Origin of the sequence: Paenibacillus sp. FSL K6-2524 (genome assembly GCF_038005525.1) — a bacterium.
In the GTDB taxonomy this organism is placed as follows: Bacteria; Bacillota; Bacilli; order Paenibacillales; family Paenibacillaceae; genus Fontibacillus; species Fontibacillus anaericanus.
The window spans coordinates 4329677-4355792 of record NZ_JBBOSP010000001.1 but is presented as its reverse complement, the minus strand read 5'-3'; the positions used below and the strand labels follow the sequence as shown (position 1 = coordinate 4355792).

24 protein-coding genes and 1 other RNA gene are annotated in these 26116 nt (G+C 43.5%); 23 read left to right on the top strand and 2 right to left on the bottom strand.

The features are described from left to right. The first annotated feature begins 74 nt into the window (after positions 1 to 74). The 15 genes from NST85_RS20090 to rnpB all read left to right on the top strand — a co-directional run bounded on the left by NST85_RS20090 (position 75) and on the right by rnpB (position 15006). Positions 75 to 2366, top strand: a complete 2292-nt coding sequence (locus tag NST85_RS20090) for an HD family phosphohydrolase (protein ID WP_341190185.1) — start codon at positions 75 to 77, stop codon at positions 2364 to 2366. Further along, complete coding sequence (gene ybeY / locus NST85_RS20085) at positions 2338 to 2835, top strand: rRNA maturation RNase YbeY (RefSeq protein ID WP_307396331.1); 498 nt, start codon at positions 2338 to 2340, stop codon at positions 2833 to 2835. Before NST85_RS20090 ends, ybeY begins: the two co-directional genes overlap by 29 nt. Continuing rightward, positions 2835 to 3212, top strand: coding sequence for a diacylglycerol kinase family protein (locus NST85_RS20080; RefSeq protein ID WP_341190184.1), 378 nt, complete (start codon positions 2835 to 2837; stop codon positions 3210 to 3212). The genes ybeY and NST85_RS20080 overlap by 1 nt, the downstream gene beginning before the upstream one ends. Before the next feature lie 31 nt (positions 3213 to 3243). After that, positions 3244 to 3657, top strand: coding sequence for a cytidine deaminase (locus tag NST85_RS20075; protein ID WP_127193323.1), 414 nt, complete (start codon positions 3244 to 3246; stop codon positions 3655 to 3657). Positions 3658 to 3685: 28 nt separating this feature from the next. Then, positions 3686 to 4591 (top strand): GTPase Era, encoded by a 906-nt coding sequence (gene era, locus NST85_RS20070; RefSeq protein ID WP_127193322.1) that lies wholly within the window; start codon positions 3686 to 3688, stop codon positions 4589 to 4591. Positions 4592 to 4691: 100 nt separating this feature from the next. After that, positions 4692 to 4829 carry a YqzL family protein gene (locus tag NST85_RS20065; protein ID WP_127193321.1) on the top strand — a complete coding sequence of 46 codons (138 nt, stop codon included), beginning with the start codon at positions 4692 to 4694 and terminating at the stop codon, positions 4827 to 4829. Positions 4830 to 4850: 21 nt separating this feature from the next. After that, positions 4851 to 5600, top strand: a complete 750-nt coding sequence (gene recO / locus NST85_RS20060; RefSeq protein WP_341190183.1) for a DNA repair protein RecO — start codon at positions 4851 to 4853, stop codon at positions 5598 to 5600. A 348-nt stretch (positions 5601 to 5948) separates the two neighbouring features. Further along, the gene (glyQ, locus tag NST85_RS20055; RefSeq protein WP_127193487.1) at positions 5949 to 6836 is read left to right on the top strand and encodes a glycine--tRNA ligase subunit alpha; all 888 of its coding nucleotides are present in this window, start codon (positions 5949 to 5951) and stop codon (positions 6834 to 6836) included. After that, the gene (glyS, locus tag NST85_RS20050) at positions 6829 to 8904 is read left to right on the top strand and encodes a glycine--tRNA ligase subunit beta (RefSeq protein WP_341190182.1); all 2076 of its coding nucleotides are present in this window, start codon (positions 6829 to 6831) and stop codon (positions 8902 to 8904) included. The genes glyQ and glyS overlap by 8 nt, the downstream gene beginning before the upstream one ends. Before the next feature lie 32 nt (positions 8905 to 8936). After that, the gene (locus tag NST85_RS20045; protein ID WP_127193486.1) at positions 8937 to 9398 is read left to right on the top strand and encodes a YaiI/YqxD family protein; all 462 of its coding nucleotides are present in this window, start codon (positions 8937 to 8939) and stop codon (positions 9396 to 9398) included. 42 nt (positions 9399 to 9440) lie between these two features. Then, a complete protein-coding gene (gene dnaG / locus NST85_RS20040) occupies positions 9441 to 11264 on the top strand; it encodes a DNA primase (RefSeq protein WP_127193318.1) in 1824 nt (607 codons plus the stop codon). 44 nt (positions 11265 to 11308) lie between these two features. Then, on the top strand, positions 11309 to 12445 hold the full coding sequence (rpoD, locus tag NST85_RS20035; RefSeq protein WP_127193317.1) for an RNA polymerase sigma factor RpoD: 1137 nt from the start codon (positions 11309 to 11311) through the stop codon (positions 12443 to 12445). 208 nt (positions 12446 to 12653) lie between these two features. Beyond that, positions 12654 to 13415: a tRNA (adenine(22)-N(1))-methyltransferase gene (locus NST85_RS20030; RefSeq protein ID WP_127193316.1), complete on the top strand. Its 762-nt coding sequence runs from the start codon at positions 12654 to 12656 to the stop codon at positions 13413 to 13415. Further along, entirely contained in the window at positions 13391 to 14506 is a 1116-nt protein-coding gene (locus NST85_RS20025; protein WP_127193315.1) for a Nif3-like dinuclear metal center hexameric protein, read from the top strand. The genes NST85_RS20030 and NST85_RS20025 overlap by 25 nt, the downstream gene beginning before the upstream one ends. A 91-nt stretch (positions 14507 to 14597) precedes the next feature. Beyond that, an RNA gene (gene rnpB, locus NST85_RS20020) (RNase P RNA component class A) lies at positions 14598 to 15006 on the top strand. Between the two features lie 475 nt (positions 15007 to 15481). Here the strand turns inward: rnpB and NST85_RS20015 are convergent. Beyond that, the gene (locus tag NST85_RS20015) at positions 15482 to 17362 is read right to left on the bottom strand and encodes a S8 family peptidase (protein WP_341190181.1); all 1881 of its coding nucleotides are present in this window, start codon (positions 17360 to 17362) and stop codon (positions 15482 to 15484) included. A gap of 217 nt (positions 17363 to 17579) precedes the next feature. Here NST85_RS20015 and NST85_RS20010 point away from each other — a divergent pair, with 217 nt between their 5' ends. The 5 genes from NST85_RS20010 to thiI all read left to right on the top strand — a co-directional run bounded on the left by NST85_RS20010 (position 17580) and on the right by thiI (position 21784). After that, complete coding sequence (locus NST85_RS20010) at positions 17580 to 17828, top strand: DUF1540 domain-containing protein (RefSeq protein WP_246053992.1); 249 nt, start codon at positions 17580 to 17582, stop codon at positions 17826 to 17828. Between the two features lie 55 nt (positions 17829 to 17883). After that, positions 17884 to 18342, top strand: coding sequence for a hypothetical protein (locus NST85_RS20005; protein ID WP_246053991.1), 459 nt, complete (start codon positions 17884 to 17886; stop codon positions 18340 to 18342). A 186-nt stretch (positions 18343 to 18528) separates the two neighbouring features. Continuing rightward, the gene (locus NST85_RS20000) at positions 18529 to 19263 is read left to right on the top strand and encodes a lytic transglycosylase domain-containing protein (RefSeq protein ID WP_127191158.1); all 735 of its coding nucleotides are present in this window, start codon (positions 18529 to 18531) and stop codon (positions 19261 to 19263) included. Positions 19264 to 19397: 134 nt separating this feature from the next. Next, positions 19398 to 20549, top strand: a complete 1152-nt coding sequence (locus NST85_RS19995; RefSeq protein ID WP_127191157.1) for a cysteine desulfurase family protein — start codon at positions 19398 to 19400, stop codon at positions 20547 to 20549. Further along, entirely contained in the window at positions 20549 to 21784 is a 1236-nt protein-coding gene (gene thiI, locus NST85_RS19990) for a tRNA uracil 4-sulfurtransferase ThiI (RefSeq protein WP_127191156.1), read from the top strand. The genes NST85_RS19995 and thiI overlap by 1 nt, the downstream gene beginning before the upstream one ends. Before the next feature lie 66 nt (positions 21785 to 21850). Here the strand turns inward: thiI and NST85_RS19985 are convergent, their stop codons facing one another. Beyond that, entirely contained in the window at positions 21851 to 22555 is a 705-nt protein-coding gene (locus tag NST85_RS19985) for a TerC family protein (protein WP_127191155.1), read from the bottom strand. A gap of 127 nt (positions 22556 to 22682) precedes the next feature. On the opposite strand from NST85_RS19985, the gene NST85_RS19980 reads away from it, so the two are divergent. The 3 genes from NST85_RS19980 to typA all read left to right on the top strand — a co-directional run bounded on the left by NST85_RS19980 (position 22683) and on the right by typA (position 26097). Next, positions 22683 to 23342 carry a TerC family protein gene (locus NST85_RS19980; RefSeq protein ID WP_127191154.1) on the top strand — a complete coding sequence of 220 codons (660 nt, stop codon included), beginning with the start codon at positions 22683 to 22685 and terminating at the stop codon, positions 23340 to 23342. Positions 23343 to 23585: 243 nt separating this feature from the next. After that, the gene (locus tag NST85_RS19975) at positions 23586 to 24086 is read left to right on the top strand and encodes a hypothetical protein (RefSeq protein WP_127191153.1); all 501 of its coding nucleotides are present in this window, start codon (positions 23586 to 23588) and stop codon (positions 24084 to 24086) included. Between the two features lie 169 nt (positions 24087 to 24255). Continuing rightward, on the top strand, positions 24256 to 26097 hold the full coding sequence (typA, locus tag NST85_RS19970; RefSeq protein ID WP_127191152.1) for a translational GTPase TypA: 1842 nt from the start codon (positions 24256 to 24258) through the stop codon (positions 26095 to 26097). Positions 26098 to 26116 lie beyond the last annotated feature (19 nt).

Genomic DNA, 26116 nt, shown 5'->3' with positions numbered 1-26116 from the left:
TCCTGCATCGGTCGTTAAGGACTGATGTGGGGGAGGTTACGCAAGAGTTTATATTTTTCAGGAGGGCATGTCTTATGACCCCGAAAGAACAGCAAGTAGGCAATTCGATTAGGACTAGAACAGCAGGATGGAAGCATAGCCCAGCAGTTCGCTATGCTCTGTTTCTGCTGCTTATTGTTATGTTGTATGTCAGCTTGGCGCCGAAGTTGTTACCCGAAAAATACGATATCGCCATTGGAATGCCAACAGATAAAGAAATTTTAGCACCTATGGAAATACCGAATACCAAGGCTACTTTGAAGGCACAGGAGCAAGCGGCAGAGAAAGTAGGACAAGTCTATACCATTCTTCCGCTCCGCAACGAAGTATTAGTGGGGCAAATGATGGATCGGATCTTCCGATTGAATCAGGATGATCTAATTTCCACCGAAGAGAAAATAAAGATCTATCGTGATGATCTGCAACAGATGCCAAAGGATTTTATACAAACCTTTATCGCAAATAATCGTAACTCAGGTACTTACTCCGCTACATTATTCCAAGAAGTGACTGGACGAATTGAAGAGCAACAGTATCATATTACTGAGGAAACATTTATTAAGATTCCTAGGCTCCAGTCGGATGACATCAATGAGATGAAGACTGTAGCTATGAATATTGTAACTCGTTTAACCGCGGATCAAATAGGGGATGCACAGACGGCACGTGCCAAAGTAGCTGAAATGGTAAGCACCAGTTCGCTAACCACACGTGTTTCCCGTGAGGTAGTACAGGAACTAGCACGTCTCGCAATTACAGCGAACAAATTCTATGATGAGGAAGCAACCAAAGCGGCGAAGGTGGATGCCCGTGAGAATACACCAACCGTGTATATTAATCAGGGCGATGTACTCGTTCCGAAGGGTGAGAAAATTACCCAGGAAATGTACACTCTGCTTGAGAAGAATGGGCTACTAAAGAATGAAGTGAATTATTGGCCCCAATTTGGTTTGCTTTTATTATCTTCACTACTCATTATAGGGCTTATTATGTATTTCCGACAATCAGAGGTTGCAAGCCGGTTTAAATATAATAATGCGCAGTTTGTGATGCTAATGCTGATCATTCTTATTACTATCTTGTCCATGCATATCGTTAGTATTGTTCAGAGTGATCAACGTCCTTATATTGGATACCTTGCTCCAATTGCAACTGGAGCGATGCTAATCACTTTATTACTCGACTTATCACTAGCTTATATTTGTTCCATTCTGTTTAGTATATTAGCTAGCATCATTTTGAATGTCCACCAAGGGCAAATTTTTGATTTTCAATTCGGCTTTTTTGCGGTGATTACATCTTTCGCCTCCATTTTTGCTATCCACCGTGCAAGCCAACGTTCTACGTTGTTGAAGGCAGGCATCATGATATGTCTGTTTGGCTCTTTTGCAGTATTCTCAACCATTCTGATTAATAATAATGGTTGGAGTCAATCTAATACGCTCTATGCTTTAGGTGCTGCGTTTGCAGGAGGTTTGCTTACAACCATACTAGTTATTGGCTTGATGCCATTCTTTGAAGTTACATTTGGTATCCTTTCAGCTTTGAAGCTAGTAGAGTTGTCCAATCCTAACCATCCATTATTACGCAAGTTGCTTACAGAAACGCCTGGAACGTACCATCACAGTGTGATGGTTGGTAATCTGTCGGAAGCCGCAGCAGAAGCGATCGGCGCTAATGGTTTACTTTGCCGCGTAGGATCTTATTATCATGATATTGGGAAGACCAAGCGGCCGGGTTATTTTATTGAGAACCAGAACAACATCGAGAACCCGCATGACTTTATTGATCCTAAGCTGAGTAAATCGATTATTATTGCCCATGCCCGAGATGGGGTTGAGATGCTGAAAGATTATAAGCTACCCAAACCGATCCGGGATATTGCGGAACAACATCATGGCACAACATTTCTACATTATTTCCATCATAAAGCGTTGCGGCTAGCTGAAGAGCAAGGGGTGGAGCCGGACTTTACGGAAGCTGATTTTAGATATCCCGGTCCAAAAGCTCAATCTAAGGAGGCTGCTGTCGTTGGTATTGCTGACAGTGTAGAGGCAGCTGTACGTTCCCTGCGTAAACCTACGGTGGAGCAGGTTGAATCTATGATTGAGAAAATTATTAAGAGTCGTCTAGACGATCATCAGTTTAATGAGTGCGATTTGACGCTCAGAGAACTGGATTTAGTGTCCCGAACATTAAAGGAAACGGTAATGGGGATCTTCCATTCTCGTATTGAATATCCAGAGGAAATTAAGAAAACTAAAGTAAATGATGAGAAGGATAGGGGGCACGATAATAATGGGCCTACAACTGGCTTGGAGCAATGAACAAGAGTTGCTCGAAATCGGTGAGGAATTAATTGAACTGCTGGATGCCTTATTGCAAAGTGCAGGTGTGGCTGAAGGTGTAACCGAAGGAGAGGTTGCTCTGACGTTTGTTGATGATGAAGCCATTCATCAGCTCAACCGTGAATATAGAGGAATTGATCGGCCGACGGATGTTCTTTCTTTTGCCATGAATGAATCACTTGATGAAGAACTAGACATTGTGTATGAGCTAGAACAAGGGGATGAGATGGACAGTCCTCTAAATATGCTCGGAGATATAATTATTTCAGTGGATCGTGCACAAATGCAAAGTGAGGAATATGGGCATTCTCTAAAAAGGGAGATCGGTTTTTTGTTTCTCCATGGATTTCTACACTTACTTGGCTATGATCATCAAGATGATGCTAGTGAAGCTGAGATGATGGGTAAACAAGAAGCTATTCTGACCCAAGTTGGGCTTCTACGCTAATGAAAGTCCGGAACCAGAAGTTGAGTGCTTCGTTCCGAAATGCGTTGGAAGGGATTGTCGTTGCGTTTAAGACACAGCGTAATATACGGATTCATGTCACTATGTCTATTGTAGTTGTTTTGGCGGCGTTCTATTTTGAGCTTCCCCCACGTGATTTTTCTCTGATTTTGCTTGTGATCGGCCTCGTGATTACAGCTGAATTACTGAATACAGCGATTGAAGCTATCGTCGATTTGGTGATGCCGGAATGGCATTCCTTGGCGAAAATAGCTAAAGACACCGCAGCTGGGGCTGTGCTGGTCGCCGCCGGAATCGCCGTGGTGATCGGCCTCTTGCTGTTCTATAAGCCTGTCATGATCTGGCTTGGATGGTATTAAAGGAACCCGTGCATATTTATCACTAAAGGAGATGAGTAAAGTGGATAAGGCCCAATTGTTACAAGAAGCAATAGCAGCACGTAATTCGGCTTATATTCCCTATTCTGGCTTCGGTGTTGGAGCAGCACTTTTGGATAGTGAAGGACATGTACATCGTGGTTGTAATGTCGAGAATGCTGCATACGGTCCAACAAACTGCGCGGAGCGGACAGCACTCTTTCGTGCCATCGCAGATGGGCTCAGCCCAGGCAGTTTTCGCGCTCTTGCAGTGGTTGGAGATACAGAGGACCCGATTGCGCCTTGTGGCGTATGTCGTCAGGTGATTTTAGAGTTATGTGCACCGGATATGCCGGTTTTTCTCGGTAATTTGAAGGGTGATATACGCGAGACGACGGTAGGGGAATTACTTCCTTTTGCTTTCGGTCCCTCGCATTTATTGGAATAAAGGTGAAATAGGAAAGGATCAACTAACTATGGCAAAATCAAAAAAATTCAAATCCGGCTTTGTTGCGATTGTCGGCCGTCCGAATGTGGGCAAATCAACGCTCATGAACCAAATTATAGGTCAAAAAATCGCAATCATGTCTGATAAACCGCAGACAACGCGGAATAAAATTCATGGCGTGTATACTTCAGAAGAGATGCAAATTGTCTTCTTGGATACACCGGGGATTCATAAACGCCAATCCAAACTTGGCGATTTCATGAATTCTACAGCTCTTAATACACTTGGAGAAGTTGAAGCGGTACTATTCCTTGTAGACGCAGCTGAAGGGCTGGGTGGTGGCGACCGCTTTATCGCTGAGCGATTGAAGGAAGTTCGTACACCGGTCATTCTAGTACTCAACAAAATAGATCGTATTGTTCCGGAACAATTATTACCTATGATTGATGAATATCGCAAACTTCATGACTTTGCGGAAATTATCCCAATTTCAGCGAAGATGGGTAACAATGTGGATACCTTACTAGAACAAATAAGCAAATATTTGCCTCAAGGACCACAATATTATCCAGATGACCAAATTACGGATCATCCTGAGCAATTCGTATGTGCTGAGCTCATTCGTGAGAAGATCCTTAATTTGACTCGCGAAGAGGTACCCCACTCCATAGCTGTGTCAATTGAAGATATGCGCGTAGAGAGTAACGGATTCGTTCGTATGTCTGCGGTTATCTTTGTGGAACGCGATTCTCAGAAGGGAATTATCATTGGTAAACAGGGAGCTCTGCTCAAAGAGGTCGGGAAGCTAGCTAGACATGATATCGAGAATTTGCTCGGTTCGAAGATATTCCTTGAGCTTTGGGTTAAGGTGAAGAAAGACTGGCGTAATCAGGATCGAGTTCTGAAGGATCTAGGATTTCACCGGGACGCTTAATTAATTATTCTGGGAGTTATTGCAACGCATAGATCACGTCTCAGCGCACATCCTATACTCGAAGTTGCAGGCATCATTTCGAAGAAAGGGTGAATGCTAAATGCGAGACTTTTCTTGGAAGTATTTTGCAATGACGGGAGATGTCGATGCCTATTTATTATTTAAGGAAGCCAGCGGAGAATCTGAAATGGAGGTTTCGGTGGCTGAAGAAATGATCGTCCAGGAAGAGGTCGATTAAGGCCAGGTTGGGGGAAGAATCATGCTATATAGGGTGAAAGGAATTGTCATCCGCAGCATGGACTACGGCGAGGGAAACAAAATTATTACATTATGTACAGAGACTCATGGGAAAATAGGCGTTATGGCTCGTGGTGCGAAAAAGTTAAAAAGCCGGCATGGTGCCATAACCCAGCCTTTTACTTATGGTGAATTTGTTTTCTACCGTCAAAATGGCGGTTTAGGATCGTTAAATCAAGGTGAGATTATTGAATCTCACTTTTCTTTACGTAGTGATTTGCTTCTCGCGGCGTATGCTTCATATGCTTGTGAATTGTTGGATCGGAGTCTCCATGATGAAGAAGTGGGAACTTTTTGGTTTACCCAGTTGAAAGCTTGTCTGGAAGGACTCACAGCGGGCAAAGATCAACAGATCGTCATTCACTTATTCGAGATTAAAATTTTACAAGCTTCTGGCTACGGTCCATCATTTGAAGCTTGTGTATCCTGTGGTTCATTAGAGGATAGTACAAGAGTCAGTCCCTTGTTGGGGGGCAGACTATGTCAAAGATGCCGTCATCATGATCATGGGGCTATAACAATTTCTCCGGGAACTCTGCGGTTATTGTCTCTCTTTGAAAAGATGGATATGCGTAGATTAGGCAATATTGAGGTTAAAGAAACAACAAAGGAAGAATTAAAGAAGGTTATGCGCGCCTTTATGGATACTCAGCTATCACTTAATCTTAAATCTCGTCATTTTCTTGACCAGATGGAAAAATATGAAATTTGACGAACTTCATAAAATCATTTATTATTTATGAGAATATCTCTATATAAGAGAAACATGCGTTGAAGTGGAAAAGTAATGAGGTTCTTATCTGTGAAGCGAGCCGGGGATAGTGGGAGCCTGGACAGAGAGACACATGAAACGGCATCCTCGGAGCATGTAACGAACGTGAAAAGCGGATTTATTGATTCCTTGATCAAATCAGAGGATCGTAAATCAAGTAGGGTGGAACCGCGGGACTACACAGCTCTCGTCCCTACGTCTGACAGCAGGCGTAGAGATGAGGGCTTTTTTGCGTTCTCTTTACTCAAACGGCGGCTGTACACTATGAGTGTAAAAGGAGATGGGTTCATGAATTTTCAAGGAATGATATTGACGCTGCAGCAGTTTTGGGCGGAACAGAAATGTATTGTAGTACAACCTTATGATGTTGAGAAAGGTGCGGGTACACTTAACCCGATGACGTTTCTACGTTCAATTGGACCAGAGCCATGGAACGTGGCTTATGTAGAGCCTTCACGCCGTCCAGCAGACGGACGTTATGGGGAGAACCCGAACCGTTTGTACCAACATCACCAGTTCCAGGTTATTATGAAGCCGTCCCCAGACAATATTCAAGAGATTTATCTCGAAAGTCTGAAACGGCTTGGTATAGATCCACTCCAACATGATATTCGGTTTGTCGAAGACAACTGGGAACATCCTGGACTCGGGGCTTGGGGTCTTGGCTGGGAAGTATGGTTAGATGGTATGGAGGTAACTCAATTTACGTATTTCCAACAGGTAGGTGGGATTGAAGCGAATCCAGTCGCTGTAGAGATCACTTACGGTATGGAACGCCTCGCATCCTATATTCAAGATAAAGAGAATGTGTACGATTTGGAGTGGGTAGAAGGTACATCTTATGGGGATATCTTTCACCAACCAGAATTTGAGCATTCCAAGTATACGTTTGAGGTATCTGACGTAAAAATGTTGTTTACCTTATTTAATATGTACGAGCAAGAAGCAGGTAAAGCGATGGAACAACATCTTGTTTTCCCAGCATACGATTATGTGCTGAAATGTTCCCATGCCTTCAATTTACTTGATGCTAGAGGTGCGATCAGTGTAACAGAGCGGACAGGTTATATTACTCGAGTGCGTAATTTGTCACGGCAAGTGGCAGCAACATATTTGGAGGAGCGAGAGAAGCTAGGATTCCCGATGCTTCAAAAGGGAGGTGCTGACCGTGGCTAAGGATCTATTGTTTGAAATTGGTTTAGAAGAAATGCCAGCACGATTCATTCGCGCGGCGGTAGAGCAATTGCAAGACCGTACGGCTAAGTGGTTAGACGATTCGGTCATTAATTATGGTTCAATCGAGAGCTATGCTACTCCGCGTCGTCTTGCTGTGCTTGTTCGCGATGTAGCCGAGAAACAAGAGGATGTTCATGAAGAAGTTAAAGGTCCATCTCGCAAAATCGCTCTTGATGAACAGGGTCAATGGAGCAAAGCTGCGCTTGGATTCGCTCGTAGTCAAGGCGCTAGTCCAGAACAGTTCACTTTTAAGGAACTAGGCGGTACAGAGTACGTTTATGTTAGCAAGAATAGTATTGGTCTGGAGACAGCGACAATCGTGTCTGAAGGACTTCTTAGCATTCTGAATGCCATGAATTTCCCTAAAAACATGCGCTGGGCGAGTTATGACTTTAAATTTGTACGCCCGATCCGTTGGATGGTGGCTTTGTTCGGTAGCGAGATCATCGATATCGAAATCGCCGGTGTGAAATCGGGTAATATAACGAGAGGTCACCGCTTCTTGGGTAGTGAGATTGTAATCGATGAGCCAGCGGCATATGTAGAAGCGTTGCGTGCTGGTCATGTTATAGCAGATATTAATGAGCGTAAGCAATTGATTACGGAGCAAATAGACGCTTTGGCTAAGGAGAAAGGCTGGAACATTGCTGTCAAGGAAGATCTTCTTGAAGAAGTCTTGTTCCTAGTGGAGACGCCAACTGTATTGTATGGAACATTTGAAGAATCATTCCTACAAATTCCACAGGAAGTACTTATCACTTCTATGCGTGAGCATCAGCGTTATTTCCCAGTATTAAACGCACAAGCTGCGCTACTTCCGTATTTCGTCACGGTTCGTAACGGAAATGCTACTTCACTAGATGTTATTGCTAAGGGAAATGAGAAAGTACTACGCGCTCGTCTTTCCGATGCGAAATTTTTCTATGAAGAAGATCAAAAACATCTCATCAAGGATTTCTTATCCAAATTGGAAAGCATTGTGTTCCATGAGGAGCTGGGATCTGTCGGAGATAAAGTGCGTCGTATTCGCCGGAACAGTGACAAGTTAGCAGAGTTGCTAGGGTCTGATTCAGGTACAGCCGAAGCGGTTAGCCGCACGGCGGAAATTTGTAAATTTGATTTGGTAACACAAATGGTTTATGAATTCCCTGAACTTCAAGGTGTGATGGGCGAAGATTATGCACGCAAGGCTGGAGAATCTGAAGCTGTAGCTAGAGGTGTGTTTGAGCATTATCAACCTCGCTTTGCTGGTGAAACTGTACCGAGTTCTGAAGTAGGTTCTATCGTCAGCATTGCAGATAAAATTGATACCATAACGGGATGCTTCTCCATCGGTATCGTTCCAACAGGCTCGCAGGACCCTTACGGTTTGCGCCGCCAGGCAGCAGGTATTGTTCAAATTATGCTGGAACATAAGCTACCAGTGAAGCTTTATGACATTTTCAAAATCGCATTAGATACACATCAAGAGCTCCGTGGTTTGAAGCGTTCAGAATCTGAAATTTTGAAGGATCTGTTCGACTTCTTTGGTCTTCGGGTGAGAAAGACGTTGTCCGAACGTCTTCGTTACGATGTAGTTGATGCCGTAATGGCAGCTGGCTATGACGATGTAGTTTCCGTAGTAGCACGAGGAGTGGCTTTGATGGATGCGGTGGATCAACCGGATTACAAATCGACCGTGGAATCCTTCGGACGGGTAAGTAATTTGGCAGCAAAGGCATCTGTTGAAAAAGTGCGTTCCGATTTGTTTAACGAACCAGCAGAGCAGGCCCTTTACGACGCATGGAAATCGATTACGGTTGAATATCATCAGGTTTTAGAACAGGGGAATGCGACGGAAGCATTGGAATTAATCAGTAGCTTAAAGGGAACAATTACAGTATTCTTCGAGGCAGTCATGGTAATGGCAGAAGACGAAGTTATTCGCATGAACCGTCTTGCGCTTTTAGCTGCAATTGATAATGACCTAAAAACCTTTGCTGATTTCGGGAAAATTGTCTGGGCGTAAATTTTGTTTGCCAAAGAAGGGGCGGGAGAATGATGAATATATCCATAGTTGTGGACGGAGACTCCTGCCCCGTTAAGGCAGAAATAATTGAATTGGCTTCTCGCTTTGGGGTCCATGTATTGATGGTTTCTTCACATGATCATGTGCTTCAACAATCTGAAGGTGTTTCGGTCATTCAGGTGGACAGGGGTCAAGACAGTGCCGATTTGTATATTGCGAATCATATCGCCAAAGGAGACATCGTAGTAACGCAAGATTATGGCCTTGCAGCTCTTGTCATTGCTAAGTCTTGTCAAGCTTTGTCTCCCCGTGGCGAGCAATATCATACAGGTAATATAGATTATTTGCTCGAACGTCGTCATTTTCAAGCAAAAGCGAGGCGGGGCGGGCGTTATTCTAAAGGGCCGAAGCCTTTTACTGACGAGGACAGAACTCAGTTCAAAGATATGTTATTAAAACTTTTGCAGGAAATGCAGGAGAATGTACAATTTTAGCGAATTACTATTTACGTGTTAATAGAGATGAAGGTGTTTTGAATGAGTACCGGGCGAACGAATATTCCGGAGGAAGTCATTGAGGCGGTTCTACAGCAACATGATATCGTCGATACGGTCGGCAGGCATGTTCATCTAACTAAGCAGGGTAAGTATATGAAAGGGCTATGTCCCTTCCATTCGGAGAAGACACCGTCTTTCACGGTGACCCCCGAACGGCAAATCTTCCACTGCTATGGCTGCGGCAAGGGCGGCAATGCCATCAAATTTAAGATGGAAATCGAAGGATTATCCTTTCCCGAAGCTGTCAGAATTATGGCGGAAGAAGCCCATATCCCTTATGAAGATGGAGCTCGTCGATTTGGAGACACACCTCAGAGCCGGGAGATGGAACAACTTTTGCAGGCGCATGAATGGTCCTCGAAGTTGTATCACTTTCTTCTGAAGAATACGGAACATGGCAAACCAGCAATGGATTATTTGAAGTCTAGAGGATTCAGTGACAAAGCGATTGACACGTTTCAGATTGGTTTTGCACCAGCTCGCTGGGATACTCTTGTCCAGTTCTTAGAGAAAAGATCCTTTGATCTTGAGTCTATGGAGAAGGGTGGGCTTTTGTCACCTAAGCAGGATGGTTCAGGATTTGTAGATCGATTCCGCGATAGGGTTATTTTTCCTTTACACAACCGGAACGGTAAAGTGATTGCCTTTGCTGGAAGAATTCTTGGCGAGGGTGGGCCCAAATATCTCAACTCTCCCGAGAGTAAGCTTTTTAGTAAAAGTCGGACGCTCTATAATCTTCATCAAGCGAAGACGGAGATCCGCAAATCACGGCAAATTGTATTGTTTGAAGGTTATGGGGATGTAATTAGTGCCTGGGAGTCAGGTGTTCATAATGGTGTTGCTACGATGGGGACTGCCCTAACGGAGGGACACGCCAGCATGATGCGGGGACTCGCAGACGAAATTATTGTTTGTTATGACGGAGATCAAGCAGGACAAGCCGCGGCATTAAAAAGTATTCCTATACTAGAAAACGTAGGTTTTGTGATCAAAGTCGCTTTGCTTAGCGAAGGAATGGACCCGGATGAGTTTATTCAGAAGTACGGGGGCGAGCGATTTAAGCACCAAGTATTGGATGGCGCAGTATCATCAGTCAAATTTAGGCTTATATATCTGAAGAAAAACCATATACTGCTAGAAGAGGGCGGAAAGGTAGCTTACATCAAAGATGCTATGGGTGTAATCGCACCACTGCCATCACCTACGGAACGCGAAATTTACTTGAAAGAATTATCAGCTGATCTCCAAGTTTCATTTGATAGTTTGAAACAGGAATGTAATGAATTTCGAATGGCCATGCAAAAAAAGGAACCACTTGGGGATAATAACGACAAAAGGTGGAATAATGGTAGGCATAAAAAGGGGCAGACATCCATGCCGGCTCTGTTGCCTGCTTACCATGTTGCGGAACGAAGATTGCTCTCCTTCATGCTTCAAGATGAAGAAGTATCACGATATGTGTGGGAGCGCCTTGGGGACGAATTTAACATCGAGGATCATGCAGCTATTGCTGCTTATCTATACGCGTATTACGCGCAAGGAAAACCGCCGGACGCGAGCAGATTTATTTCGTCGCTTCAGGATGAACGGCTTGAACAAACATTAATTTCTATTGCTATGATGGATACTCCTGGGGAATGGACTTCTCTGGAACTGGACGATTGTATCCGTGAAATTCGAAAGGTACCACTACAAAATCAAATTAAAAGTAAGAAGGAAGAAATGGTTTCGGCTGAACGGGCCGGAGACTTCTTACTGGCGGCACAGATTGCAAGTGAGATTATTGCCCTAGAGAGACAGTAAAACGATGGATGTTGAGTAATTTTCTAGGGAGGAGGGAGTCGAATATGGCGAATGATCAGCATACTGAACTAGAAACAGAACTGACGCTGGATCAGGTGAAAGACCAGTTGATTGAAAAAGGTAAGAAAAGATCTTCCTTAACCTATAAAGAGATCATGGAGAAACTTTCGCACTTTGATCAAGACCCTGAACAAATGGACGAGTTTTTTGAACATTTGGGTGATTTAGGGATAGACGTTTCAAATGATAGTGACGAAGAACTTACAGTGCATGGTAGTGAAGAAGAGGGTAGTGGTCGTAGTAATCGCGATGAGTTTAACTTTGAAGATGATTTGACGCTTCCTCCAGGTATTAAGATTAATGATCCGGTACGAATGTACCTTAAAGAAATTGGCCGAGTTCCACTTCTATCTGGGGATGATGAAGTTCAACTTGCTGTACGGATTCAGAACGGGGACGAGGAAGCCAAACGTCGCCTCGCTGAAGCAAACCTTCGGCTCGTAGTCAGCATTGCCAAAAGGTATGTAGGACGCGGCATGCTGTTTCTTGACTTGATCCAGGAAGGTAATATGGGCCTGATCAAAGCGGTTGAGAAATTTGATCACAATAAAGGATTCAAATTTAGTACTTACGCCACTTGGTGGATTCGCCAGGCAATTACGCGTGCGATTGCCGACCAAGCAAGAACCATTCGGATTCCCGTACACATGGTGGAAACGATTAATAAGCTGATTCGTGTTTCTCGTCAACTTCTGCAGGAACTCGGACGTGAACCAACTCCAGAGGAAATTGCGGCTGAGATGGAACTTACTGTGGAGAAAGTTCGCGAAATTATGAAGATTGCCCAAGAGCCGGTTTCATTAGAAACACCGATTGGTGAAGAAGATGATTCGCATTTAGGGGACTTTATTGAAGATCAAGAAGCATTGGCTCCGGCTGATGCGGCTGCTTATGAGCTCTTGAAGGAGCAACTAGAGGACGTGCTGGATACGCTCACGGAACGTGAGGAGAATGTACTTCGCCTGCGTTTTGGACTTGATGATGGCCGAACAAGAACACTTGAAGAGGTAGGTAAGGTGTTCGGCGTTACGCGGGAAAGAATTCGTCAAATCGAAGCCAAGGCACTCCGCAAGCTGCGTCATCCGAGTCGTAGTAAACGGCTGAAGGATTTTCTCGAATAAGCGTAGAAATCGACCTTCTGCATCCATGCAGCAAGGTCTTTTTTTTGGCAGACGGTCAATCCTTTTGTTAGCATAGAATGAATATAATCTAATTTCTTTCTTTTGGGTCCATTTCCTATTTTTTTCTTTACTGGTTTATATTTTAACTTTTTTCGTTGATCATTGCAAATGATTGTCAACAACTAAAATATGGGGGTGTAAGCTCTTCGTGAAAATATCATCAAGATTACAACAAATTGCAGATCGATTGCCGGAGGGATGTCGATTAGCTGATATCGGTTCCGATCACGCATTATTGCCAGTTTCAGCTGTACGAAGTGGTCGTGTCTCCTTCGCTGTGGCTGGTGAGGTATCCGATGGTCCATTTGATGCAGCTAGAAGGCAAGTTGCTGAGGCTGGTGAGGGACACAGAATTTCTGTTCGCAAAGGAAATGGATTGGAAGTTATTACAGCTGGAGAGGTCGATACGATCACAATAGCTGGTATGGGTGGGGCTTTGATCGTGTCGATTCTAACAACGGGAGAGGACAAACTGGTTGGTGTGAAACGTTTGGTGCTCCAACCTAATGTGGCCGAAGAATTAGTTCGCCGTTATTTACTGGAGCGCGGCTGGTTTCTTTCCGAAGAAGTTATCTTAGAAGAAGATGGTAAAATATATGAGATCCTCACAGCAGATGCTCATCCCGACGCAGAGCAATTAAACGAGGAGTTGTATCGTGAGCGTACATTGCCTGGTGGAGATATTAAGCTTTCTAGAGAGTTATTGTTGGAGCTGGGGCCACGATTGACCGCGGTACCGAATGATGTTTTCTTTCGTAAATGGGAGTCTGAACTGCGTAAATTGGATAGAATCCGTAAATCAATAGCTACATCCTCTTTGGAGTCTTCGAGGGAGAAGGAAGAAGAAGTGGGTAGGATATATGCACAGTTGGAGGAGGTTCTGACATGTTTGCAAAAGGACAAACAGTAATTCAATATATGGAGCAGCTTGCTCCAAAGCATGTAGCTATGGAAGGTGATAAGATCGGATTGCAGCTTGGAAGTTTGCAGAAGGAGATCACCGGAGTACTGGTTGCTCTTGACGTAAATGAAGATGTCGTAGAAGAGGCTATTTCTCTTGGGGCCAATCTGATTGTGGCACATCATGCCATTATTTATCGCCCACTGAGTAATTTACAAAGCGATACTCCAATGGGCAAAGTATATGAGAAATTAATCAAGAACGATATCGCAGTATATATCAGTCATACGAATCTTGATGTTACCGAAGGTGGAATGAACGACTGGATGGCTGAAGTGCTGGGGATTCAGAACGTTATTCCCTTAGAGGATATTCATACAGACAATCTGTATAAGCTAGTCGTCTTTGTGCCCAAAGATCATCATCAGCGCGTGTTAGATGCGATTCTAAATGCTGGTGCAGGCTGGATTGGGAATTATAGTCATTGCAGTTTCAATATCGAAGGCTACGGTACTTTTTTGCCGCAGGAAGGAACGCAACCTTTTATCGGTAAAGAGGGGAAGCTAGAAAAGGTCGAAGAAATTCGTATTGAAACTATCGTACCCCAAAGTTCTCGTAATAAGGTCATTCAAGCTATGCTGAAAAGCCACCCTTACGAGGAGGTTGCATACGATCTATATGGAATGGATCTGAAGGGGCGTACACTGGGACTCGGACGAGTTGGTAAACTCCAGGAACCAGTTAGTCTAGACGCATTCGTACAGCGGGTTAAAGAGAAATTTGATGTTCCTGCAGTCCGTGTTGTTGGTGATTTGAATCGGCAGATCAAGAAAGCTGCTGTTGTAGGCGGTTCCGGTGGACGGTATTGGAAACACGCGTTATTTCGCGGTGCCGATGTACTCGTAACTGGCGACGTTGATTATCATACGGCACAAGATGCTTTGATGGCTGGCATAACGATCATTGATCCCGGTCACAATGCGGAGAAAATGATGAAGCCAAGAGTGGCCGCTTGGCTGACGGACAAACTGCAGGGTGATAAATACGAGACGAAGGTACATGCCTCCTCAATTGATACCGAGCCATTTGCATTTCTGTAAATGTGTAGATATTGACATAAAACGCTAATACTACCGCAAATTCATGCTTGTGATTCCATAGCAATGCCTGTATACTAACAATTGTTGCCCGAAAGTTTGACAGACAATCGCCGGTGGCTTATGCCACGGGAGGAAAGTCCGGGCTCCGTAGGGCAGGGTGCTGGATAATGTCCAGTCGGCGCGAGCTGAAGGATAGTGCCACAGAAATGGACCGCCGATGGCTTCCGCAAGGGAGCACAGGTAAGGATGGAACCGAGGTGTAAGAGACCCCGAGGAACGCTGGTGACTTCGTTCCTGGTAAACCCCACTTGGAGCAAGACCTAATGGGACGCAGTTTCTTCTTATGGAAGAGACAACCTTTGCCCGAGGCGCGTCTGGGTTGGTCGCTGGAGCCGTCCAGTAATGTACGGCCTAGATAGATGATTGTCACTCATGGCGGGAGGGTAGTTCCCGTTCAAACCGCGAAGAGTACAGAACCCGGCTTACGGCAAACTTTCATCACTGCAACACATTTAAGAGGCTTTTGCCTCGGCTACATAGACTAAACAATAAAGCCTCCACATTGGAATGAATTCTGCGTAAGCAGTTCATCTCGATGTGGAGGCTTTTGTTTCATTTTAGAATAGATTGAATAGTTGTCTTTATTAAATTGTAACCATTCTACCAGTGTTTGGTGTGGCGTGAATGTATTGGTGTGTGAATAACAGGAACTTATCCAGTTAATATCACTATTTACCACCAGTCGGAAATTTATCTGGAATTTCTCCATCTGATTTGGCGTTTTGTAGCCATAGTGGTGGAAAACGGTTAACTTAACTAGAGTATTTCCAGTTATAAGAGAATTACTGGGGTCTCTTATCAACTAAACAGGAGAATTTCCCTTTAAGTGAAATCGGTAGCGGGGCTCATGTTACGATTATAAATTTTCGTGATCGTAGCTAGTCTAATCACAGTGAAGAGTGTCAACTTATAGGTTCATTTCCCTTCTAAAGTCCGATTTATTTTTTGCTGAAAGTACTGTGGCCAGAACTGTAAAGGGGAACCGGCACCTCCAGCGGCTTGAAGTGTTGCATAAACATCGATCTGTCCATATCCGAAATATTTGTCTCGCCCAACATCCCCTAGATCAATCACATTCTTACGAATGATGTCCATGACTTCCGTGTTTTTGAGGTCTGGGTTTATAGAGCGAATCAATGCCGCAAGTGCTGCTACATGAGGACTTGCCATTGAGGTCCCTGAGAGTGCAGCGTACTGATTGTCCGGATAAGTACTAGCAATACTTTCTCCTGGTGCCACCACATCTACATAGTCACCGTAATTGGAGAAGGACGCTTTCCCTAGATTTGAATCAGTTGCCGAAACAGATAATACTTCAGGATAGGCTGCAGGATAACCTGGACGTTCCGTATTATCATTGCCGGTAGCGGCAATAAGCACGATATCCCGGTCAAAGGCATATTTGACAGCCTCATGTAAAAAGTTCGCATCGGCATAATTTCCTAGGCTCATATTTATGACCTTGGCCCCATGGTCCGCTGCCCAAATGATCCCCTGTGCGACAGAATAACTGGTACCCGAACCTGAATCATCCAGAGCTTTAACAGGTAGAATCTTTCCTCCCCACATCATACCTGCAATGCCTTCGTGATTATTCACATTGGCTGCGATGATACCCGCAACATGCGTGCCATGCCCCGCATCATCCATCGGTTTTGCACTCTCATCGATAGCGTTGTATCCTTTTAGTAGCCTACCCTGAAGATCCGGGTGATTAAGGTCAACACCAGTATCGACTACGGCGACGATCACATCATTACTACCTTTAGTCACATTCCAACCGCGGTTTGTTTCGATAATGGGTAAATTCCATTGGTATTCCGCGAATAATAAATCATTAGGAATTTCCGTCGACGTCGTCCCAATATCCAGGCCATCTGTTTCATTAGTCATATATAGATAGTGAGGTTCTACATATTTTGGTTTCCACTTGCTGATGAAATATTGTTTCATTTGCTCCATATTCTTGTCATCAGAGTGGAAAATATAGGTACTTGCGATTTTGCGTGCAGGTTTGCACTTAAGTTCGGACTGTATTTGTTTCATTTCGAACGCAGAGGGTTCTCGCTCGAAGGTCACGACAATCTCATTTTCGTAATAATGGCTCGCATTTTCATTGTCATGGCCTGTTTTAACGGTCATGTCTCGATGCGTATCTGCGTTTATCGATTCCACCTTATATTTCCCCTCTTTTGGATAGGGGATAAGTCGTAAATTTTTATTCTGATGATCCTTTACCCGATTTAAAATACCCGCATCCATTACGGCAATTACACCTTGCTTGTGATTGGAAATCGGTTGCGCGGCTACGAAATATTTAGGATCATTTTCAGGGAATGCCGGAGATTCATATGACTTAGATTGGGATAGTGCTTTGCGGGCAAAACTCAAATAAGTATGAAGTTCTTTCTTCTCTTCAGCACTAGGTTTAAATTGTGGTCGATCCAGTTTTTGTTCTTTGCCGCTGGATAGATCAAGCCATGAGATGGATTGGAAATGCTTATGATCCTTTTGTAGATTGGTAATGTAGTTCTTTTGTTTTTCTGTTGTTAATTTACCTAATTCGACGGAGAGTGACTTCAGATGTCCCTTGGCATCTAATCGTGACATACGCTCTGTTGCAACCATATCTTGCTTAAGCATACTATGCTTTAAATTTTTTTCTTGAGCTGGTGTTGGTGCTGATGGTTGTCCAGCATTATGACGTGGTGTGGTTTCTGTTGAGGGGAAGAGCGAAATCGCCACCACGGCTACGATTCCCGCTACTCCTAAAGCTACCCATTTTCGCCAATTCACAAGCGTTGCCTCCTTCAATAATCACTAACTTAGTTAAGTTTATCCTTCGAATTAGATCAACTTTTTATGCGTTTAGGAAAGGAATATAAATAGCTAAGCAATGCTTGGATTTATTACTTTTGTGATATGTTTCAGAGATGCCGTAAAGGCATTTTTTTATTTTTTGCATCGATTTAACAACACTCATTCCGCATAGCAAATTGTTTGATCGGGGAAAATGAAGCTTGAGGTGATCAAAATGCCAAATGGCGACAAGCCTATTGTCAAATGCAGCGTATCAAATTGTACCTTCTGGGGAGAGAACAATTTCTGTCAAGCAGAGGCAATCATGATCGACATCGATCAACATGCAACGAAGCACTATGGTGCGGAGTTTGCGGGGGAATCCTTCGATAGCGATCATCAAGACAAGGCAAGCACATCATCTGCTACATGTTGTCACACATTTAGGCCGAAATCATCGTAATTATCGAAGTGTACTGTCTAAGTACACACGAAATTAAACTACGGAGGTGCTTTGGATGTCTAACCATAATCATAATCATTCCAAGGGTAGGGACGACACTAAGAAATTTTCTCCGGCGTATAAGAGCGGGAACGGAAATGGGGGTAAACAGCGTAAGGATTATCCACGCATTACTCACCAGGAGGAATACTCAGCTGAGGTTGCTCCAAGAGAGATCTTTGGCAGGGACACTAAGCGCGAAGAACGCCATGAGAACCATGAGCGAGAAGGTGAAATTACGGCGATGGAAAGCAGCGATATCTCGGATAGTACGATGGGAAGTACTGTAGGATACGTCGGTGTTGGATTGGGTATTCTGTCCCTCTTTATGTGGTCTATAATCTTAGGACCAATAGCGGCAATCATGGGTTTTTATGCTTATAGCCAAGGTCGGAAAACTTCTGGAGCTTGGTCCATTGGTCTAGGCATACTGGCGACTCTGAGTTATTTCATTCTTATTCCAATGACTCGTTAATTTTGGCTATAGTCAGTTTGTGTAATTTATAAATTTTATATTTCTGTAGGCCTTCGTCCCTTAGGACGAAGGTCCTTTTTTTTTGAAGGATGACGATTTTTGCGAAAAATGAGTGGTTATTGTCGTCGTTGGAGTGTAAACTATAGACAACCTTCCCTTTTGGAAAAGAAAAGGAGCATCTAACATATGCAAATAGATCCTCGTACTATGGGGCAACTGATTAAATCACAAATGGCAAATAGCATTGACCTACAGGGTACCTCAGTTGGAACTACTTCCAGCGATAAAGGAGAATCACTATTTGACATATTGTTGAAAGAATTGATGATTTCCGAGGGACAAGATGCGGAAAGTACACTTAGGAATGAGCTTCAAGGCGGTCTTACATCAGAAATGATGACTGAGGAAATGTGGCAAATGTTGCAGTCCTTTGGAGAAACCGAATTAAGTGGTAACATTAATATGTTGGATATGAATACATCAGCTTCAATCCCAACAGGAGCCAGTAAGGATATCGATGAGTTGGTATCCCGTGCGAGTCAGACATACGGTGTGCCAGAGAGTCTAATTAAAGCAGTCATCGAGACAGAGTCTTCATTTAACGCATCAACTGTTTCTTCCGCGGGAGCAAAAGGGTTGATGCAACTGATGGATGGTACGGCTAGAGGACTCGGAGTGAGTGATTCATTTGATCCCGCTCAAAACATCGATGGGGGAACACGTTATTTATCCTATCAGCTTCAACGTTTTAACGGGAATGAGAAGACAGCATTAGCGGCCTATAACGCAGGACCTGGGCGTGTGCAAAGACTTGGGATTACGAATGATCAGCAATTAATGGAAAAGTTGGATCTGCTTCCTCAAGAGACGCAAAATTATATCCGCAAGATTGAATTAGCCCGTACAAAATATGGGGATTAATATATTCTAAGTAGATACGGCGATTATCGCTGAGTAAGTATACAGAGATCAAAATGGGAAAACGCTCCGGGATCCGGATTTTCGCGTTTTTTCTTTTGGTCTTTTTTTGAAATATTAGTTTAGAGGTGAGATTTGTGATCTATTTTGACCACGCTGCAACCACTCCTCCTTATGAGGATGTGACTCGAACGATTGCAGAGGTAATGGCTGCACACTTTGGGAATCCGTCATCGCTGCATCGTTTAGGAGAAGAAAGTGGTAAATTATTAAGAAAAGCACGCGAGGTTTGCGCTGAAGCTTTAAAGGTTAAGCCCAGTGAAATCATATTCACTTCTGGAGCAACCGAGAGTAATAATCTGGCTCTCAAAGGTTCTGCATTACAGTATATTAGCCGCGGTAAGCATATCATAACTACCAACACTGAGCACTCCTCTGTTTATGAATGTTGTAAGCAGTTAGAAACCTTAGGATGGGAAGTTACTTATCTGCCCGTGAATTCGACTGGATTGGTTAATGCAGAACAAGTGGCTGCCGCAATACGTGAAGATACAGTCTTGGTTTCCGTGATGCATGTCAATAATGAGATTGGTTCTGTTCAACCGATCACTGAGATTGGGAAAATGCTGAAGAAGGATCACGCCCGTGTGTTATTCCACGTCGACGGGGTGCAAGGTTTTGGCAAAGTCTCGCTATCTATTGTGGAAAGTGGTATTGATCTATATAGCCTTTCAGCACATAAATGGAGAGGCCCTAAAGGGGTTGGACTATTGTATGTGCGTGAGGGTCTAGTCTTATCTCCTCTTCTGTCCGGAGGAGGCCAAGAAGGCGGATTACGAGCAGGTACGGAGAATATTCCGTATATCGTGGGTATGGCCAAAGCCATTAGACTAACGAATGAAAATTGGGAAACTAGAGCCCGGAAATTATCAGGTTTGAAGGAAATGCTAATTCAGGGGATTACTGAGTTACCTGAACTGGTGCTGAACTCAGATAGAGCAGGGGCCCCACATATTGTACATTTCTCTTGTCCCGGTATGAAGGCTGAAGTGATATTGCACATGCTGGAAGAGGAAGGAATGTTCGTGTCTACACAATCAGCTTGTTCCTCCAAACAGCGTAAGCCAAGTCGAGTTTTACTTGCCATAGGGAAGGATACGGAGACAGCATCTACAGGTCTGCGCATTAGTTTAGGAGAAGAGCATACAGAGGAACATATTAATAAATTGTTAAAGTCGCTTGGCAAAGTACTTAAGCAATTACATCAATTAAAAGGAGAAACATCATAATGCCGGAATACGATTTGCTGCTGCTTAGGTTCGGAGAAATTACGATCAAAGGCAAGAATCGATCAAGATTTGAGAAGGCGGCTTTGTCCCACGTCAAGTTGTTGTTACGTGCTTATCCTCGAACTGAAGCCAGAAAGGATTATGGCCGAATTTATGTCGTGTTAAATGGGGAGCCTGCCCATGAAATCATTGATGCTCTCAAAAATGTATTTGGTGTAACATCCATCTCTCCAATGAATACAGTTTCTTCGAATTTGGAAGATATCCTATCTGGAGCTACTTCTTTCATGAAAGGCATATCCTGGGCAGGAGAGAAAACATTTAAAGTGAGTGCTAAAAGAGCTTGGAAGGGATTTCCTCATCCTTCACTTGAAATGAATAAACTGGTTAGTACACCCATTCTGATGGCAGTTCCAGGATTAAAGGTAGATGTTCATCATCCTGCAGTAAATTTGCGGGTAGAAATTCGAGAGCAGGAAACTTATCTATATACTGAAGTTATCCAAGCAGCCGGAGGTTATCCACTGGGGAGCAATGGGAAGGCTATGTTGCTTCTATCAGGAGGAATTGATAGCCCAGTGGCGGGTTGGTCAGCCATGCGTCGAGGGTTGGAAATAGAATGCGTTCATTTTCATAGCTATCCATTTACAAGCAAAAAGGCGGAAGAGAAAGTTTTAAATTTAGCTCGAGTATTATCCAGTTATGTTGGACAGATCAAGGTTCATTTGGTTCCTTTTACAGAGATTCAAACCATCTTGTCCCAGAGTGGTCATGATAATCTGATGATCACGTTGATGAGACGGGCCATGCTGCGCATCGCTACTCGATTAGCGGAGAATAATGGAGCTTTAGCCTTGGTAACAGGGGATAGCTTAGGACAAGTGGCAAGCCAAACCCTGTCAAGTATGAACGTGATAGGTAGGGCAACGGATTTACCTCTTTTGCGGCCACTCGTCATGAGTGACAAAGAGGAGATTATTTCAATGGCAAGGCAAATCGGAACTTATGAGTTGTCAATTCTCCCTTATGAAGACTGTTGCACGTTGTTTGTTCCTAAATCACCTGCGACAAACCCTAATTTAAGGATCATTGAGAGTGCTGAAGCGTCGTTAACTCAATTGACAGAGGAAATTGAAAAGGCGGTTCAAGGAACTGAGACCCTATGTATAAGACCTGATCAGGACATTGATAGAAGTACTGGTGAAGAGCCGGTCGTGCAAGATAAATGGTTCTAAAACAAGAAGCCGGAATTCAACCCTAAGGGAGATTTCCGGCTTCTTATTTCCTAGTCGTATGAGATACTAGTGAGTTGCTATTTGGGATTGTTGGTTCTTCGTTTTTTCCCGTTGAAGTTTTTTCTTACGGAAACCCAGACCGAGTACTGCAGCCATTACAATTAGAATAAATAGGTAGCGCAGTATAGGCTTGTCCTCAAAGAAAGGTAGGAAATGCGGTTCCGTGGTAATCATATGGGCGGCTGTATAGGCTAAAACTGCAGCTCCGACATAAGAGATCCAGGGAAATGAATCTAATAACTTAATAAATAACGTACTTCCCCAGATCACAATTGGAACGCTGATCAGTAATCCAATGACAACGAGCACCATATGCTGTTGAGACGCACCTGCGACAGCTATGACATTATCAAGACCCATAGCCGCATCGGCGATAACTATAGTCCGTACTGCAGGCCAAAGCGAACTTTTGGCTTCAATTGAATCGTGATCCCCTTCATCGGCTAATACCTTGTAGGCGATAAACACCAGCATGGCACCTCCAATTGCAAGTAACCAAGGGATTTCAAGTAACCAGACTACGACTAAAGTTGCTAAAATTCGTAGTATTACGGCACCGGCCGTCCCATAAAGAATCGCTTTCTTCTGCACGGTCTGAGGTAGCTTCTTAGCTGCCATACCAATCACAATTGCATTGTCCCCGGCCAAAATGAGATCAATAAAAATAATATTGATCAATGAGATAAAAAATGTAGCACTGAATAATTCCACTCATGTCACTTCCTCTATAGGCTATATACGTATTTAATAACAAAAAGGAGTCATTGTCCAAGTGATTTTTTGTGAACTAGTCATAGCTTGGCTCATCCCCTCATAGTACTGTAGGGGAGGGATGATTGTGGAGCATATACTTCTGTTGTCTGAAATACTGATTATAAATTTAGTGTTAAGTGGTGATAATGCTGTGGTCATCGCCATGGCGAGTAAAAACTTACCACTTAAGCAGCGTAAACAGGCAGTATGGTGGGGGGCTTTGGGTGCTGTAGTATTACGTTGCCTACTAACGTGGGTAGCGGTTATTCTATTACAAATTCCATTTATTCAGGCAGCTGGTGGGATTTTCCTCGCAGGTATTGCCTTTAAACTTCTACTTCCTCATGATGATAGCACCCGAACAGAAGAAGCGAGTACGATGTGGCGAGCGGTGCAAACCATCCTCGTTGCAGACATCATTATGAGCCTGGATAATGTACTAGCCATAGCGGCGCTTGCTGATGGAGATCTAGCCATCCTAGTCATCGGAATTGCCATCAGTATTCCTATTGTCGTCTGGGGAAGTAATTTAATCGCGGATTGGTTACATCGTCTGCCGCTGCTTAGTTATGTTGGAGCAGGGATATTGGGTTACACAGCTGGTAGAATGTTGCTGCATGACCCGCAGCTTGGGTCAATGATTACCTTAGCAATCCCCATGTTCGCCAATATGATTCCAACTATTTTGGCTGTAACAGTAATTATGTTCGGTTGGTTCAAAAATTATAGTGCCAAACGCGGATGAATAAGCCTAAAATCGAACATATGGGAGTAAAGAAAACCAGCAGCCAGCAGCTGGTTCTTTTTGTGTGCCAAAGATTAGTATTTTCTTCAATAAAAATGAAATTTCACTTAGGATATTTTTGGATTTTTTCATGAGGGGAGAGTGGTTTTTTTCCTCATTTTCATTTAAACTGGGTGTAAGAAGGGTAATGTCGTATTTTGCAGCGGCTTGTCCCCTATTGTCATTTGGAAGGTGTGTGATGAAATGACCGACAACAACAAGCTTACAACCGGTATTTTGATTCTGGCTGCAGGGATCATCATCTTGCTTGGAAAATTAGGAGTTTTCAGTTTTCTAGGTAAAGCGCTGTGGCCGCTACTCTTGCTAATTCCCGGCATTTTGTTCCACCTTTGGCATTACTTAAGAAGGGGTCCTGCGGAATTACTTCTTCCTGGGGGCATCTTGATTACCTACAGTATACTGTTCTTCATCGCCAATATCTGGGGATTTGGCACCCTTAAGTACACATGGCCTTTCTTTATTTTGGGGATAGCCATAGGGTTACTTGAGTACGATTTGGCTTCGGCGCCTTCGCAGCGCCAGAGCGGGGTATTACTCGCGGCCCTGATACTTGGAGTATTTTCTGTTATTATGCTTGGATGGACATTATTCTCCTTATCCATCATTTATCTTATAGCTATTGTACTTATCATCGGGGGTATATTATTGATTACGGCCCGTGGTAAGAGTCGGCGACTATGGTGATGTCTGGAAAGTTCTTGAATTATTCGAAATTTTGCGTATAATATAAGGGATATGTCAAGCGTCGGCATTTTATTCGTCCGACGCTTCTTTTGTGGTGAACTACGCCGCTCCCGGCTTAAGGGAGAAAAAAACTAAATACACAGAGACGAAAGGATATGGAGAAAAGACTATGCATGAAAGAAATGAGATTCGGAATATTGCAATAATTGCACACGTAGACCATGGTAAAACAACACTAGTTGATAAACTGTTACAACAATCGGGGATTTTTCGTGATAACGAGGCAGTAACCGAGCGCGCGATGGATTCTAACGATATTGAGCGGGAACGTGGTATTACAATTTTGGCCAAAAATACAGCGATCACGTATAAAGAGTACTTGATAAATATCGTTGATACTCCAGGACACGCCGACTTTGGTGGAGAAGTAGAACGGATTATGAAAATGGTTGACGGCGTATTGCTCGTCGTTGATGCGTATGAAGGCTGTATGCCTCAGACTAAATTCGTACTTCGCAAAGCACTAGAACAAAAACTCACTCCAATTGTGGTAGTTAATAAAATTGACCGCCCTGCTGCTAGACCAGCTGAAGTCATTGATGAAGTTCTTGATCTATTTATTGAACTTGAAGCAACAGATCAACAGTTGGAATTCCCCGTAGTATATGCATCTGCACTAAACGGAACTTCAAGTATGAATCCTGAGCAGCAAGATGAAAACATGCTTGCCCTTTACAATACGATTATCGAACATATTCCGGCACCTACAGAAAAAGTTGATGAACCGCTACAATTCCTAGTTACATTAATGGATTACAACGAGTATATGGGACGTATTGCTGTCGGTCGTGTAAATCGCGGTATTATTCGTCAAGGTCAGCCTGTAACGGTCATGACTCGCGACGGTGGCAAAAAATCAGCTCGTATCGAGAAATTGTTTGGTTTCCAAGGACTACGTAGAGTGGAAATTGCTGAAGCTGGAGCTGGTGATATTGTAGCTATCGCCGGTATTAAAGATATTAATATTGGTGAGACCATTGCGGATCCGAATCAACCAGAAGCACTTCCGGTACTGAAAATTGACGAGCCTACACTACAAATGACATTCCTTGTTAATAACAGTCCTTTTGCTGGTCGTGAAGGTAAGTGGGTTACTTCCCGTAAATTGCGTGAGCGTCTGTATAAAGAACTTGAGACGGATGTATCGCTACGTGTAGATGATACAGATAGTCCTGATGCCTTTATCGTATCGGGCCGTGGAGAACTTCATTTAGGGATCTTGATCGAGAATATGCGCCGTGAAGGTTACGAATTGCAAGTTTCGAAACCTGAAGTTATCATCAAGGAAGTTGATGGAGTCAAAATGGAACCGATTGAACGTTTGATGATCGACGTTCCAGAAGAAAGCATGGGCTCAGTAATGGAGAGTCTTGGATCACGTAAAGCAGAAATGGTGAACATGATCAACAACGGAGCTGGTAATGTTCGTCTTGAATTCCTCATTCCAGCTCGTGGATTGATCGGATATTCTACTCATTTCCTAACTTTGACACGTGGATATGGTATCATGAACCATGCTTTTGACAGCTATGGACCAGTCGTAAGTGGCCAAGTTGGCGGACGCCATGAAGGTGTATTGGTATCTAGTGAGAATGGCGTTTCCACTTTGTATGGTATCTTGTCTATTGAAGATCGTGGAATTCTTTTCTTAGAGCCAGGAGCAGACATCTATGAGGGTATGGTTGTTGGTGAGCACACTCGTGATAACGATATTATCGTTAACATCTGTAAAGAGAAGCAAGTCAATAACATTCGTTCAGCCAATAAAGAGGATACTGTCAAAATGAAAACACCACGTCTCTTCTCGCTTGAGCAGGCTCTTGAGTACCTCAACGATGATGAATTTTGTGAAATCACACCAAAATCCGTTCGTATTCGTAAGAAAATTCTTAATAAGAGCGAACGTGAACGTTTTGAGAAACAACGCAAAAACGCAGAAGCTAATATCTAATATAAACTTGTGATTCCCA